Source organism: Streptomyces fagopyri, assembly GCF_009498275.1.
Classification (GTDB): Bacteria; Actinomycetota; Actinomycetes; order Streptomycetales; family Streptomycetaceae; genus Streptomyces; species Streptomyces fagopyri.
Genome location: NZ_CP045643.1, coordinates 7,758,244 through 7,772,354, shown reverse-complemented (window position 1 = coordinate 7,772,354; position 14,111 = coordinate 7,758,244). Strand labels below are relative to the sequence as shown.

Sequence of the window (14,111 nt, the reverse complement as noted above, 5' to 3'; positions counted from 1 at the left end):
ACCGTTCGCGCGGGGCGATGTTCGTGACATGACGACGAAAGCCCCCGTCCTCGGAACGGGGGCTTTCGGCTGATAAGGGGGCCGGTGCGGCTACTGGTTGCCCAGGGACACCAGCTTCTCCGGGTTGCGCACGATGTAGACGCACTGGATCCGGCCGTCCACGACGTCCAGTTGAAAGACGCTGTCGGGCTCGTCGCCGGACAGGATCAGCATCGCCGCGCCGCCGTTGAGCTCCAGGAGGCGGAACGAGAGGTCGGTGACGTTCTTCCGCGCGACTCCGAGGAGGAAGCGGCCCACCTTGTCGGCCGTTTCGATGACCCGCAGCGGCGCCTTGGACAGGCCACCGCTGTCGCCGATCAGCCGGACGTCCGGGGCCAGCAGGGACATGAGCCCCTCCAGGTCCCCCTCCGACGCCGCGGCGAGGAACCGTTCGGTCAGATCACGGCGTTCGGCCGGGTCGACCTCGTAGCGCGGGCGCCTCTCCCCGACGTGCTTGCGGGCCCGTCCCGCGAGCTGGCGCACCGCCGGCTCGCCGCGGTCCAGGACGGCGGCGATCTCCGCGTACGGGAACCCGAAGGCCTCCCTGAGCACGAACACCGCGCGTTCCAGGGGGGACAGCGACTCCAGGACGACGAGGACGGCGAGGGAGACGGAGTCGGCGAGCACGGCCCGCTCGGCGGTGTCCTCGACCGTGCCCTCGAAGTTCCCCGGGTTCCGGGGGTTGCCGAGGTTCCCGAAGTCGGTGGCGTACGGTTCGGGGAGCCACGGGCCCACGTAGGCCTCGTTGCGCGACTTGACCTGGCGCAGCCGGTCGATGGCGAGCCGGGTGGTGACCCGCACCAGGTAGCCGCGCGGTTCGCGGATCTCGCTCCGGTCCACGCCCGACCAGCGGAGCCAGGCCTCCTGGACCACGTCCTCCGCGTCGGCCACCCGCCCCAGCATGCGGTAGGCGACGCCCATGAGGACGGAGCGGTGTTCTTCGAAGACCTCGGTCGCGATGTCGGTGGTCACGCCTCCATCCCAGCCGACGCTCCCCGTCCTGTCCAGGCGGCACGGCTCCCCCCGAGCGGAGCGGCGGGAGTCCGATCCGTCGACACGCGAGGGGAGTTGACGTGGGTGTGGGCGGTGCGGGCGCGGTGCGACGGCGGGCACGCGCGCGTGTCGCCCGGTTCCCGGCGACCGGGGGCTACCCGTCGGTAGCGGTTGCTGACAAGCTGTCTACGGAGTTGGTTCCGACAGCGTGCCACCAGACGAGGAGCAGCATCATGTCCGCCACGGTCTCCTTCAGCCTCCCCTCCGCGCACGGCCCGAAGACCGTGACCATGTCCTACGCGCGCGTGGGCACCGGAGAACCGCTGCTCCTGCTGCACGGCATCGGTCACCACCGGCAGGCCTGGGACCCGGTCGTCCACATCCTGGCGGCCGAGCGCGAGGTGATAGCCGTCGACCTGCCCGGGTTCGGCGCGTCGCCCGCGCTGCCCGACGGGCTCACCCACGATCTCGGCACGGTGGTACCCGCGCTCGGCGCGCTGTGCGAGGCGCTGGAACTCGACCGGCCGCACGTGGCGGGCAACTCGCTGGGCGGGCTCCTGGCCCTGGAGCTGGGCCGCGAGAAGCTCGTACGGTCCGTCACCGCGCTGTCCCCCGCCGGTTTCTGGACGACGGCCGAGCGGCGGTACGCCTTCGGGGTGCTGCTGGCGATGCGGCAGGGCGCGCGCCGCCTGCCTCTTCCCGCGGTCGAACGCCTCTCGCGCACGGCGGCCGGTCGGGCCGCCCTGACCAGCACCATCTACGCCCGGCCCGGCCGCCGTTCACCCGAGGCCGTCGTCGCCGAGACCCTTGCGCTGGCCCACGCCGAGGGATTCACCGAGACGCTGCGGGCCGGCATCTCCGTCCGGTTCACGGACGACGTCCCGGGGCTGCCCGTCACCGTGGCCTGGGGCGCCCGGGACCGGCTGCTGCTGCGCCGTCAGGGCGTCCGTGCCAAGCAGATCATTCCCCGGGCCCGGCTGGTGCGGCTGCCCGGCTGCGGGCACGTCCCGATGAACGACGACCCCGCGCTCGTCGCCCGCGTCATTCTCGACGGCAGCCGCTGAACAGGGCGCGCCCGCGGCCCGGGCGCGCTTCCCGGCGCGGCGGCACCGTGCTCCGGAACCGAGGGCGACTCCCGTACCGACGAGCGCGCTGCCGACGGCCTGCGCGGCGCCGTAGGACCCCGTGCCGACGAGCGGGGCGGTGCAGGCCGCCGCGACCGGGATGAGGCCGGAGAAGAGCGTGGCGCGCTCCGCGCCGATGCGCTGCATGCCCATGTACCAGGCCACGAAGCCGACGACCGTGACCACCACCGCCTGCCACAGCAGCGCGGTGGCCTCGGCGGCGTCCGGCACCCGCAGCCATCCACGACCGCCGGTGAGGATGCCGGCCGCCGCCGACTCGAGGGCGGCGATCCCGCACACGGTGGCCGACAGGAGACGTGGGCCCAGGGGGCGCAGCACCGGCACGGCGAGGACCGCGAAGCCCACCTCGCCGGCCAGCGCGCACACGGAGCACGCGATGCCCACGCCGTCGGTACGGCCCCAGCCCTGGACGGTGCAGGCGCCCAGCGCGACGAGCATCGCCCCGCGCAGGACCCGGCGCCGCGGACGGCGCCCCTCGGTGAGCGGGACGATCACGGCCACGACGACCGGGGCGCAGCCCACGAAGACCCCTGGGACCGCCGGTTCCGCCGTGCGTTCCGCGGCGAGCACGGCGAGGTTGAAGCCGACCATGCCCACGGCCGCGAGCAGCGCCAGCCGCGCCCACCGGCGGGGCGCGAGCCGGCGCAGCGGTGCCGTGCCGTCGCGGCCGACCAGGGGCAGCAGCAGCGCGCAGGCGAGTCCGTATCGCAGGAACTGGCCGCCCGCGTACGGGTAGTGGCCCAGGACGCTGTTCGCCGTGAAGGAGGCTCCGACGAGAACACAGGCGAGGGCGGCGAGCAGCGACCCCTTGGTGGTGGCGTTCATGCCGGTGACGCTACGAAGGGTCGCGGCCCGGCTTAAGGTCCACTTCGATGACGTCATCGAGGACCACTCACGGCGGGCCGGCCGACGGCGCCTCAGGTGTCCGCGCCCCGAGCGGCCCCGGTCCGGCGGGTCCCGCACCGTGGACGGCCGCCTGGGAACTGCTGCTGCCGACCGCCTCGGCGCCGACGCGCGCGCGAGGCCGAACGCTTCAGGCCGCGCTGCGGGAGGCGGTCCGTACGGGCCGGCTGGCGCCGGGCACCCGGCTGCCGTCCACCCGCGAACTGGCCGTCGATCTCGGTGTGTCGCGGGGGCTGGTCACGGAGGCGTACGAGCAGTTGACCGCGGAGGGGTACCTGCGCAGCGGGCGGGGCGCGGGGACCTGGGTCGGCGACGCCGTCCGAGCGGGCCGTCCGGGCGCCCGCGATCTCGCCCCGCGGCCCACCGGGGGCGGCGCCGACTTCCTTCCCGGGACACCGGACCTGTCCCTGTTCCCGCGTGCCGCCTGGGCCGCCACCCAGCGCGCGGTGCTCGCCGAACTGCCGCACCACGCACTGGGTTACCCCGATCCGCGTGGTCTGCCCCGGCTGCGCACGGCCATGGCGGAACTGCTCGTGCGACGCCGTGGCGTGGTCGCCGACCCGGAGCGCGTCGTCGTGGTCTCCGGGGTCGCGCAGGCGATGACGCTGCTCGGATTCGTCCTCCACGCGCGCGGGATGCGCGCCGTCGGTGTCGAGGACCCCGGCAGCCCCGAGCACGGTGCCCTGTACGCCTCGGCCGCGGTCGGCACCGTGGCGCTTCCCCTGGACGGGGAGGGGCTGGCCATGGGACCGCTGCGGGCGTCGGGCGTACGAGCCGTGGTGACGACGCCCGCCCATCAGTTCCCGTCGGGAATCGCGTACTCGGCGCGGCGCCGCGCCGAACTCCTCGACTGGGCACGGTCGGTGGAGGGGCTGGTGATCGAGGACGACTACGACGGGGACTTCCGCTACGACCGGGCTCCCGTGGGGGCACTTCAGGGCCTCGATCCCGAGCGTGTCGCCTACACGGGGTCGGTCAGCAAGTCGCTCGCGCCCGGCCTGCGGCTCGGCTGGCTGCTCGCACCGGCGTCGCTCGCCGGGGAGGTCGTCGCGCGCAAGCGCACCATGGATCTGGGCAACCCCGTCGTCGATCAGGCGCTCCTGGCCCGTTTCGTGGAGCGGGGCGACTACGACCGGCAGCTGCGCCGGTGCCGGCGCGCCTACCGGGAACGGCGGGACGCCCTCGTCTCCGCCCTCGCCGAGCGCTTTCCCGGTACGGAGGTGTCCGGGATCGCGGCGGGTCTGCACGTCATCGCCGCGCTGCCGAAACGGTACGGGCCGGTGGACGACTTCCTGGCCCGGGCGACCGCGGCCGGGGTGGCGGTGCGTCCGCTGTTGGACTACGAACAGGCGGTGCGGACGGGTGGCGTTCGTCTGGTCCTCGGTTACGCGCACCTGTCCCCCGCGCGGATCCGGGAAGGGGTGAGGCTGCTGGCGGAGGCGGTACGGGGTGGGGCCGCCGGGTGAGCGGGCACGCGGCGACGCAGTTGAACGCGCGGGCCGACGCGTGTGCGACGTAGGTGGCGTTCGCGGACTCCGTTGTCCGCAGGGCCAGTTGTTCACCCGCGGTTTGCGTACGCGCTGCGGCGCACCAGTAGTTGTGGCCTTGCACACCGACCGGATCCGTCCCTGGAGGCGCATTCATGTCACACCGTCCGCAAGGCCCCCTCCCGCTCCCCGGCCGCCGCGGCGTGCTGCGCGGCACGCTGGCCGCCTCGGCCGCGCTGGCGCTGCCCACCGCGCTCGGCGCCGCCCCGGCGCTGGCCCTGTCCGGACGGCCGAGGGCCGGCTGGGGCGTCCAGGCCGGCGACGTGAGCGCGGACTCCGGTCTGGTCTGGGTCCGTTCCGACCGTCCGGCCCGGATGATCGTCGAGACGTCCGCCACCGAATCGTTCCGCAACCCGCGCAGGTGGCACGGTCCGCTGCTCGGCGCGGACACCGACTTCACCGGGACGACACGGCTGCGCGGACTGCCCTCCGGCGAGCAGATCCACTACCGCGTCCTGCTCGCCGACGCCGACGACCCCCGGCGTACCGGCGAGCCGGTGACGGGCACCTTCCGGACCGCGCCCGCGAAGCGGCGCCGGGACGTGCGGTTCGTCTGGTCCGGTGACCTGGCCGGACAGGGCTGGGGCATCAACGAGTCGATCGGCGGCTACCGGATCTTCGACGCCATGGCGAAGGTGGATCCGGACTTCTTCCTGTGCAGCGGCGACAACATCTACGCCGACGGCACGATCGCGGCCACCGCACCGCTTCCGGACGGCAGCGTCTACCGGAACGTCACCACCGAGGAGAAGTCGCACGTCGCGGTGACCCTCGCCGACTACCGGGGCAACTTCCGCTATAACCTGCTGGATTCGGCGCTGCGCCGCTTCAACGCCCAGGTGCCGAACGTCATCCAGTGGGACGACCACGAGGTCCGCAACAACTGGTATCCCGGAGAGGTCATCGGAGCCGGCACGCCCTACCCGGCCGGCACGGCGCTGGACGACCTGGCGGTCCGTTCCCGGCGTGCCTTCTCCGAGTACTTCCCGATCTCCTCGATCAGCGGGCGCCCGGACGGCAGGATCTACCGGACCGTCCACCACGGACCGCTCCTGGACGTGTTCGTGCTGGACATGCGTACCTACCGGAACGCCAACTCGGCCGACGACCAGACCACCGACCCACAGGGCATCCTCGGGCGAGAACAACTGGAATGGCTCAAGCGCGAGCTGGCCGCGTCGCGCGCGGTGTGGAAGGTGATCGCCAACGACATGCCGCTCGGCCTTGTCGTGCCCGACGCCAACGAGGGCAGGCCGAACTTCGAGGCCGTCGCACAGGGCGACCCGGGCGCTCCGCTCGGCCGCGAACTGCAGATCGCGGAACTGCTGCGCTTCGTCAAGCACCGCAGGATCACCGGAACGGTGTGGCTGACCGCCGACGTGCACCACACCTCGGCGCAGCACTACCACCCGTCGCGCGCCGCGTTCAAGGACTTCGAGCCCTTCTGGGAGTTCGTCTCCGGACCGCTCAACGCGGGCGCCTTCCCGGCGAGCGCCCTCGACGGCACCTTCGGACCGGACCGGGTCTTCGTCAAGGCGCCCACGGCCTCCAACGTCTCGCCGGCCGAGGGTTACCAGTTCTTCGGCGAGGTCGACATCAACGGCGACAGCGGGGAGTTGACGGTGCGTCTGCGGGAACAGGACGGCAGCGTGCTGTTCACACAGGTGCTCCAGCCGGGCCGTGTGGGTCAGTAGCTCCACGGGCCCTTCCGACTCCCGTACCCTCGACGTGTCGGGTCGCGCACCGGAGTCATCCCCCGGTGCGCGCCCGCGTGGCCGCGCGCGCCACCGCTGCCCGCTCGGCCGGGTGGCCAGCCCTTCCCCCACCCCGCCCGGCCCGTCGCCGCACCGGCCGACCGAGCGGTTCCGCGGAGTCGGCCCGGACACCCTCGCGACGGGCGAGTTCGCAGGTCGGAGACGGTTGTCCGGGGTCGCCCCCACGGTTTTTCCATGACGCGATCCCCGCAGGCCGTGGCTTGCGTCCGACCCTGCGTGGTGGAGTCCGTGCCGGGCGGCGGGCGCCCGGGGTTCGAGACCTCGCGGGGCGCGACGCCGACCGGGAGCAAGGACCATCAGCGTTTCCTTACGGGCTGCCTGACGGCGCATCAGGCCGGGGCGCGTACGGACGCCACGCCCTCGCGGGGGCTCGGGGATCTGCCGGCCGTCGCCGCGGAGTCCGCCGAGCGGTCCGGGGCGCGTGGTGATCTCGTCCATCTCGCGCAGACGGCCGGCCGACGCGGCTCGTCCAAAGTGGTGACACAGGCTCGTCGCCTCCGGACGGCACTGGCCCCGTGGCCGGACGCCTGACCAGGCGCGTAACTCAAGTGCTCCGAAGGAGGCAAAACAACCGCAAAAAGAACTACAAAAGGGATAGAAGGACACTTTACCGATCAGTCACAGACCGTTCGTGATCACGCAACACCACTCCTTCACAGTGGCTCCATGACTCCAGACATGTCTGATGTGACCCGTGCGAGGCACGGTCGTCCTGTGCACCACTGGCGGCGGGACGTCGTGGAACTCGCCGCGCTGTTCACGGCCGTCACGGTCGCGGACGCCGTCGCCAACCTGATCGGGCACGGCCCCGACGGGGCCGCCCTGCTGGTGATCTCGGCCGCCGTCCTGGTCGCCACGGCCGGATTCCACACATGGTGGGCACGCCGCCACGGTCACGCGCCGCCGCCGGACCATACCGGTGCCCGGACGATCGCCGACGGGCGGCGGTCCGGGCGGCGCGGTCAGCCCGGGAAGACCGAAAGGACCACGGAGGCCGGGGAGGCAGAGGAGACCGAGGACGCCGGGGCGGCACCGGAGACCGCCGCCGGGGCGACGGTGCTGTGGCGGATGCGGACCACGGTCAAGGACGAGCCGGGTTCACTGGCGGCACTCTGCACGGCGCTGGCGCACCGGCGGGTCGACATCCTCAGCCTGCAGACACACCCGCTCGCGGAAGGGACCGTGGACGAGTTCCTGCTGCGCGCTCCCGCGCAGCTGGCCGCGTCCGAGATCACCCGCGCGCTCTCCCTGGCGGGCGGCACCGGCACCTGGATCGAACGGGCCGACGCCCACGATCTGGTGGACGCGCCCACCCGCGTCCTGGGACTGGCCACGCGAACCGCTCTGGACGCGGCGGAACTTCCGCTGGCCCTCCGGCAGTTGCTCGGTCGCTGCACCATCCGTTCGCTGCCGGCCAGGTCTCCCGGATCGGGCCGGGCGGTAGAAGGAGCGCCGGTCGAAGGAGCGCTGGAAGACACGGTGATGCGGCTGCGCGCACCGGAGGGTGGGGTGATCACGGTGGAGCGGCCGTACCTGCCGTTCACGCCGACCGAGTTCGCGCGGGCGCGGGCGCTGGTCGAGCTGGACGCGCGCCTGGGTCCGCGCATCCCCCGGGGCCAGGACATGCTGACGTTGCCGGAGGGCAACGAGATCACCGTCCGCCGCGTCGACGTCTCCGATCTGGAGGCCGCGAAGGCGATGCACGAGCGCTGCTCGTCACGCACACTGAACATGCGGTACCACGGGCCGGTCAAAGACGCCGACCGCTATCTGAACCACCTGCTCAGCCCGCGCTTCGGCCGTACTCTCGCCGTCCGGACACCGTCGGGGCGCATGGTCGGGCTCGGCCACCTCCTCTGGGACGGTGACGAGACCGAGATCGCACTGCTCGTCGAGGACGACTGGCAGCGGCGCGGCATCGGTGCCGAACTGCTCGGCCGTCTGGTGGCGATGGCGGTCGAGGCGGGGTGCGACAGCGTGTACGCCGTCACGCAGGCCTCCAACACCGGGATGGTCGCCGCGATGCGGGGTCTGGAGCTGCCCCTCGACTACCAGATCGAGGAGGGCACCCTCGTGATCACGGCCCGCCTGGACACGACACCGGGGACGTCCGCGCTTCCGTACGTCCAGGAGCAGGAGCAGGAGCAGGGCCGGCACGGGGCGCCGCGCGGCGAGCGGATCACTCGGGACTAGCCCGCGGCGCACAACTCCCGTCGCCCGCGCGCAGGGTGGAACTCGCGGCGTCCGGTCGTGCTCTCGGAGTGCCCGGCGGAAACCCGCGTACCGGACGTACCCGGGTTTCCGCCTCGCCGTACCCGGGTCTCCGCCCGGTGCCGCGACAGGGTGCGCCAGATGCCGCCCGCCCGGGGAGACCCGCGCAACACGCCCTGATGCCAAGGACGTTCACACCGCGCCGCGGGAGGCCCCGGGCAGCTTGCCAGGGGCCTCCCCCGTCACCCGGTGGCCGAACCCGCGTGTTGCTGTCGCTCCCGCGGGCTGCGGCCCCCTTCCTGCACCGCGCGTACCTCCGTCGCGTGTCCCAGCGCGCCGTCCAGGTCGGCCCACAGGTCCTCCACGTCCTCGAGCCCCACCGACAGGCGCAGCAGGCGGTCGCTCACGCCCGCGCCGCGACGGTCGCCCTCGGCCACGATCCGGTGGCTGATGGACGCCGGATGCTGGATCAGGCTGTCGACGCTGCCCAGGCTGACCGCAGGGGTGATCAGGCGGACTCCGGCGATGACCTCGTGCGGGTCGCCGTGCACCTCGAAGGCGATCATGGCGCCGCCGATCCGCGGGTAGTGGACGCGGGCGACGCGTGGGTCGGCGGCGAGCCGGCCGGCGAGTTCGGCGGCGCTCGCGGACGCGGCCCGGACCCGTACCGGCAGGGTCGACAGTCCTCGCAGCAGCAGATACCCGGCCAGCGGATGCAGGACGCCACCGGTGGCGAACCGCACCTGGCGCAGCCGCCCGGCGAACTCCTCGTCGCAGGCGACCACTCCGGCCATGACGTCCCCGTGGCCGCCCAGGTACTTGGTGGCGCTGTGCAGGACCAGGCGCGCGCCCTGCTCCGCGGGGCGTTGCAGCACCGGCGTGGCGAAGGTGTTGTCGGCGAGCAGCGGTACGGAGCCGCAGGCGTGCGCGACGGCGCGCAGGTCTATCTCGGCGAGCGTCGGGTTGGCCGGGGACTCGACCATGACCAGGCCGGTGTCCGGGCGCAGGGCGTCCTCGATGCCCGCGGGGTCGACCCAGGTCACCTCGGAGCCGAGCAGCCCGGCGGTGAGCAGGTGGTCGCTGCATCCGTACAGGGGGCGCACGGCGACGACGTGGCGCAGGCCCATCGCGTTGCGTACGAGCAGGACGGCGCTCAAGGCGGCCATGCCGCTGGCGAACGCGACCGCGCTCTCGGTCCCTTCGAGCCGGGCGAGGGCGGTCTCGAAACGCGCGACGGTCGGGTTGCCGAGGCGGCCGTACACGGGCGGACCCACCGGTTCCGCACCGTCGGCCGCGAACGCGTCGATGCGGGCGGCTTCGCCCCGGCTGTCGTACGAGGGGTAGGTGGTCGACAGGTCTATCGGTGCGGCGTGCAGCCCGTCGCGGGCGAGATCCTCCCGACCCGCGTGCACGGCCTCGGTGGCCAGCGCACGGGTACGGGGACGGGAACCGCCCCGGGGGTCGGGGATTCCGGTGCCGACGAGCCCGGTACCGGCGGTACCGGCGTCGGGCCCGTTGTCGATGTGGGTCACCCCGGTACCGGTACGGGTGTCGCCGCCGGGACCGGGACCGCCGCCGGAACCGATACCGGTGTCGCGCGTGCCGCGTATGTCCGCGTCCATGTCATCTCCGCCGAAGTCCATGCACAGCAGCCTGAACACCGAACGGGGTCGTGGCGCCGGAACCCGTGTTACGTTCGGGGCATGGCCGATTCTGTCGTACTCGATCCGGTGGATCTTCATCTGCTGCGACTGCTGCAGAACGACGCCCGGACGACGTACCGCGATCTCGCCGCGCAGGTCGGAGTCGCGCCGTCGACCTGCCTGGACCGGGTGACACGGCTGCGCCGCGCCGGAGTCATTCTCGGCCATCAGCTGCGGCTCGATCCGGCGAAGCTCGGCCGGGGCCTGGAGGCGCTGTTGTCCGTGCAGGTCAGACCGCACCGCAGGGAGCTGGTGGGTCCGTTCGTGGACCGGATCAGGGCGCTGCCGGAGTCCCGGACGGTCTTCCATCTCACGGGCCCCGACGACTACCTCGTACAGGTCGCGGTCGCGGACATGGCCGACCTGCAGCGGCTGGTCCTCGACGAGTTCACCTCCCAGCGTGAAGTGGCCCGCGTGGAGACCCGGTTGATCTTCCAGCAGTGGGACTGCGGTCCGCTCCTGCCACCTGCCGGGCCGGGGGCGACGCCCACAGCGAAATCGGGCTGATGCGGACCAAAAGCCCGTCGTGACGGGCTGACGTGACGGCTGTTCCCGTATGAGGATGTCGGCATGTCAGAGACGAAGAACCCGCTGCCCCGCGAGGTCGCCGACGCGTACGTCGACGACCTCATCGCCCTCGACCCGGTCCTCGGTACGTACCTCGGTGTGAAGGAGAGCGCCGGCCGGCTGCCGGATCCCTCGCCCGCGGGACAGAAGGCCCTCGCGGAACTCGCGCGGGCGACCCTCGCCCGCCTCGGCGAGGCGGAACGGCGGCCGGGCGCGGACACCGACAGCGAGCGCCGCTGCGCGCGCCTGCTGCGCGAGCGGCTGACCGCCGAACTGGCCGTGCACGACGCCGAGGAGGGGCTGCGGGCCGTCGGCAACATGCACACCGCCGCACACGCCGTCCGGCAGGTGTTCAGCATCGCGCCGACCGGGACGGACGAGGACTGGGCGGCGATCGCCGAGCGGCTGCGCGCCGTGCCGACCGCGCTGGCCGGGTACCGCGAGTCCCTGGCCCTCGGCCTGGAACGCAAGCTCTACGCGGGTCCACGTCCCACCGCGACCTTCGTCGACCAGCTCACCGAGTGGTCCACGCCGGACGAGCACGGCCGCCCCTGGTTCGAGGACTTCGTGTCCGCGGGCCCCGACTCCCTGCGCGACGAACTGGACACCGCCGCCCGGACGGCCACCCGGGCCCTGGCCGAGCTGCGCGACTGGATGCGCGACGTGTACGCGCCCACCATCCAGGGCGCGCCGAACACCGTGGGCCGGGAGCGGTACGCGCGCTGGGCGCGTTACTTCAACGGAACGGACCTCGATCTCGACGAGGCCTACGCGTACGGCTGGGCCGAGTACCACCGGTTGCTCGCCGAGATGCGGACCGAGGCCGAGAAGATCCTGCCGGGTGCCGAGACGCCCTGGGTGGCGCTCGCGCACCTGGACGAGCACGGCCGGCACATCGAGGGGGTCGACGAGGTCCAGGCGTGGCTGCAGGGGCTGATGGACCAGGCGATCGACGCGCTGGACGGCACCCACTTCGAACTCGCGGATCCGGTACGGAAGGTGGAGTCCCGGATCGCGCCGCCGGGCGGGGCCGCGGCTCCCTACTACACCGCGCCGTCGTCGGACTTCTCCCGGCCCGGCCAGACCTGGCTGCCCACGATGGGGCAGACCAGGTTCCCCGTCTACGACCTCGTCTCGACCTGGTACCACGAGGGCGTTCCCGGGCACCACCTCCAGCTCGCGCAGTGGGTGCACGTCGTCGAGGACCTGTCCCGCTACCAGGCGACCGTGGGCATCGTGAGCGCCAACTGCGAGGGCTGGGCGCTGTACGCGGAGCGGCTGATGGACGAGCTGGGCTTCCTCGCGGACGCGGAACAGCGCCTGGGCTACCTGGACGCGCAGATGATGCGTGCGGCCCGGGTGATCGTCGACATCGGTATGCACCTGGAGCTGGAGATCCCGGCGGACTCGCCCTTCCACCCCGGCGAGCACTGGACACCCGAACTCGCCGAGGAGTTCTTCGGCGCGCACAGCAGCCGGCCCGCGGACTTCGTCGAGAGCGAGCTGACCCGCTATCTCTCGATCCCCGGTCAGGCAATCGGCTACAAGCTCGGTGAGCGGGCCTGGCTGCAGGGCCGCGCGAACGCGCAGCGGCGCCACGGGGCCGGCTTCGACGCGAAGGCGTGGCACATGGCGGCCCTGTCGCAGGGCTCGTTGGGTCTCGACGACCTGGTGGACGAGTTGTCCCGGCTCTGACCGCCACGACGGCCGCCGGGCACGGGCGCACGGTCCGGTCCCGGCGACCCGGGGCCACCGCCGGGGCCCGGCCGCCGTCAGCGATCGTCCCACGGGGTGTCCGGAGCACGGCAGCCGGCGCCCTCCCCGGGCCGCTCCCCACGCCGCTCTGCCGCCGCCCCGCGCCACGGCCCTACGGGGCTGATCCGGCCCCTCACTCAGCAGCCGCAGTCCTCCGCGTCCACGGGCGCTGTCAACGGGTCGGGCCCGCGCCGCTCACGCCCCTCCCAGGTCTCGAACTCGAAGCCCTCACGCACCCAGTACTCGAACCCGCCCAGCATCTCCTTGACCTGGAAGCCGAGTTCGGCGAGGGCGAGGGCGGCGCGGGTCGCGCCGTTGCAGCCCGGTCCCCAGCAGTAGGTGACGACCGGCACGGACTTGTCGAGGACCCGCTCGGCCTGCTCGGCGACGAGGGCGGTCGGCAGGTGGACCGCGCCGGGCACGTGCCCCTGGTCCCACGACCGGGTGGAACGCGAGTCGAGGACGACGAATCCGGGGTCCCCGCCGGCCGCGAGGGCGGAGGCCACGTCGGACACGTCGGCGTGGAACGCGAGGCTCGCGCCGAAGTGGGCGGCGGCCGCGGCCGGAGGGGCCGGGGCGACACGCAGCACGGCGTTCGTCACGGCCGACGGGCCCCTCGTCGTCGATGTCATGGGCGCCGTGGCCGCGGCGGACGTCATGGACCCCATCGGTGTCTCGGACGCGGCGGGCGTCATGGACACCACCGGTGCCACGGACGTCTCGGCTGTCGCGGATGTCTCGGTACGCGCCGTCATGTTCGGCCTCTCCTCCCGCCCCGCGGATCCGCTGCCGTGCCCTGTCGCACGGCACCTCCGGTGCTCTCTCCGCTCCGGCCGCACGGGACTTCCTGGCCAAGAACCTACGTCCGGTGATCCCGCCCCTGAAGTGGTGATCCACGGCTTCCCGTTTGATCCGCCGGGGAATTCCCTGCTATCTCTCGCTCATGACCACGTATTCCCCGGACGCCACCGACTGGCGCATCCTCGACGTCCTCCAGAGGGACGGAAGGGCCAGTTTCGCCGAGCTGGCCCGCGCCGTCTCGATGTCCGCGAGCGCGGTCACCGAGCGGGTGCGGCGGCTGGAGGAGGCGGGCGTCATCCAGGGGTACGCGGCCGTCGTGGCCCCGGAGAACATCGGCCTGCCGATCCTCGCCTTCGTCCGCCTGCGCTACCCGAACGGCAACTACAAGCCGTTCCACGATCTCGTCGACGCGACGCCCCAGATACTGGAGGCCCACCACGTCACCGGCGACGACTGCTTCGTCATCAAGGTCGCCGCCCGCTCGATGAGTCACCTGGAGGAGATCTCGGGCAGGATCGGCACGCTGGGCTCGGTGACGACGAGCGTCGTCTACTCCTCGCCGCTCCCCCGACGCCCGCTGGGGCACTGAGCACACACAGGGCACCCGGCACCGGCACCGGCACCGGCACCGGCACAACCGAACAGGCACGGCGGGCCCGACCCGGAGCACCC

10 protein-coding genes and 1 pseudogene are annotated in these 14,111 nt (G+C 72.9%); 7 read left to right on the top strand and 4 right to left on the bottom strand.

Features of this window, described 5'->3' with window-relative positions:
• Window positions 1–90: 90 nt before the first annotated feature.
• Window positions 91–1,011, bottom strand: coding sequence for an RNA polymerase sigma factor SigJ (sigJ, locus tag GFH48_RS33635; RefSeq protein WP_153291849.1), 921 nt, complete (start codon window positions 1,009–1,011; stop codon window positions 91–93).
• A 254-nt stretch (window positions 1,012–1,265) separates the two neighbouring features.
• Between sigJ and GFH48_RS33630 the strand changes: the two genes are divergently transcribed.
• On the top strand, window positions 1,266–2,096 hold the full coding sequence (locus tag GFH48_RS33630) for an alpha/beta fold hydrolase (protein ID WP_153291848.1): 831 nt from the start codon (window positions 1,266–1,268) through the stop codon (window positions 2,094–2,096).
• 507 nt (window positions 2,097–2,603) lie between these two features.
• Here the strand turns inward: GFH48_RS33630 and GFH48_RS40305 are convergent.
• Window positions 2,604–3,002 (bottom strand): annotated as a pseudogene (locus tag GFH48_RS40305) (EamA family transporter); the annotation flags it as partial.
• Window positions 3,003–3,049: 47 nt separating this feature from the next.
• Here GFH48_RS40305 and pdxR point away from each other — a divergent pair.
• From pdxR to GFH48_RS33610, 3 genes are all read left to right on the top strand, one after another.
• A complete protein-coding gene (pdxR, locus tag GFH48_RS33620) occupies window positions 3,050–4,546 on the top strand; it encodes a MocR-like pyridoxine biosynthesis transcription factor PdxR (RefSeq protein ID WP_153291847.1) in 1,497 nt (498 codons plus the stop codon).
• Window positions 4,547–4,722: 176 nt separating this feature from the next.
• Window positions 4,723–6,321 (top strand): alkaline phosphatase D family protein, encoded by a 1,599-nt coding sequence (locus GFH48_RS33615; protein ID WP_153291846.1) that lies wholly within the window; start codon window positions 4,723–4,725, stop codon window positions 6,319–6,321.
• Between the two features lie 759 nt (window positions 6,322–7,080).
• Window positions 7,081–8,595, top strand: a complete 1,515-nt coding sequence (locus tag GFH48_RS33610; protein ID WP_194280748.1) for a GNAT family N-acetyltransferase — start codon at window positions 7,081–7,083, stop codon at window positions 8,593–8,595.
• 260 nt (window positions 8,596–8,855) lie between these two features.
• Here the strand turns inward: GFH48_RS33610 and GFH48_RS33605 are convergent, their stop codons facing one another.
• Window positions 8,856–10,235, bottom strand: a complete 1,380-nt coding sequence (locus GFH48_RS33605) for a trans-sulfuration enzyme family protein (protein ID WP_407698679.1) — start codon at window positions 10,233–10,235, stop codon at window positions 8,856–8,858.
• Window positions 10,236–10,316: 81 nt separating this feature from the next.
• Between GFH48_RS33605 and GFH48_RS33600 the strand changes: the two genes are divergently transcribed.
• The gene (locus GFH48_RS33600; protein ID WP_153291844.1) at window positions 10,317–10,823 is read left to right on the top strand and encodes an Lrp/AsnC family transcriptional regulator; all 507 of its coding nucleotides are present in this window, start codon (window positions 10,317–10,319) and stop codon (window positions 10,821–10,823) included.
• Between the two features lie 63 nt (window positions 10,824–10,886).
• Window positions 10,887–12,578, top strand: a complete 1,692-nt coding sequence (locus GFH48_RS33595; protein WP_153291843.1) for a DUF885 domain-containing protein — start codon at window positions 10,887–10,889, stop codon at window positions 12,576–12,578.
• Between the two features lie 197 nt (window positions 12,579–12,775).
• Here GFH48_RS33595 and GFH48_RS33590 read toward each other — a convergent pair whose 3' ends face one another.
• The gene (locus GFH48_RS33590) at window positions 12,776–13,270 is read right to left on the bottom strand and encodes a rhodanese-like domain-containing protein (RefSeq protein ID WP_228121439.1); all 495 of its coding nucleotides are present in this window, start codon (window positions 13,268–13,270) and stop codon (window positions 12,776–12,778) included.
• Between the two features lie 311 nt (window positions 13,271–13,581).
• Here GFH48_RS33590 and GFH48_RS33585 point away from each other — a divergent pair, with 311 nt between their 5' ends.
• The gene (locus tag GFH48_RS33585) at window positions 13,582–14,028 is read left to right on the top strand and encodes an Lrp/AsnC family transcriptional regulator (RefSeq protein ID WP_153291842.1); all 447 of its coding nucleotides are present in this window, start codon (window positions 13,582–13,584) and stop codon (window positions 14,026–14,028) included.
• Window positions 14,029–14,111: the final 83 nt, after the last annotated feature.

Bases quoted from the DNA above. Each gene is read 5' to 3' on its own strand.
- GFH48_RS33585 (WP_153291842.1), top strand. From the start codon at position 13,582: ATGACCACGTATTCCCCGGACGCCACCGACTGGCGCATCCTCGACGTC.
- GFH48_RS33605 (WP_407698679.1), bottom strand. From the start codon at position 10,235: ATGGACGCGGACATACGCGGCACGCGCGACACCGGTATCGGTTCCGGC.
- GFH48_RS33630 (WP_153291848.1), top strand. From the start codon at position 1,266: ATGTCCGCCACGGTCTCCTTCAGCCTCCCCTCCGCGCACGGCCCGAAG.
- GFH48_RS33590 (WP_228121439.1), bottom strand. From the start codon at position 13,270: ATGACATCGACGACGAGGGGCCCGTCGGCCGTGACGAACGCCGTGCTG.
- GFH48_RS33610 (WP_194280748.1), top strand. From the start codon at position 7,081: ATGTCTGATGTGACCCGTGCGAGGCACGGTCGTCCTGTGCACCACTGG.
- GFH48_RS33595 (WP_153291843.1), top strand. From the start codon at position 10,887: ATGTCAGAGACGAAGAACCCGCTGCCCCGCGAGGTCGCCGACGCGTAC.
- GFH48_RS33615 (WP_153291846.1), top strand. From the start codon at position 4,723: ATGTCACACCGTCCGCAAGGCCCCCTCCCGCTCCCCGGCCGCCGCGGC.
- GFH48_RS33600 (WP_153291844.1), top strand. From the start codon at position 10,317: ATGGCCGATTCTGTCGTACTCGATCCGGTGGATCTTCATCTGCTGCGA.
- pdxR (WP_153291847.1), top strand. From the start codon at position 3,050: ATGACGTCATCGAGGACCACTCACGGCGGGCCGGCCGACGGCGCCTCA.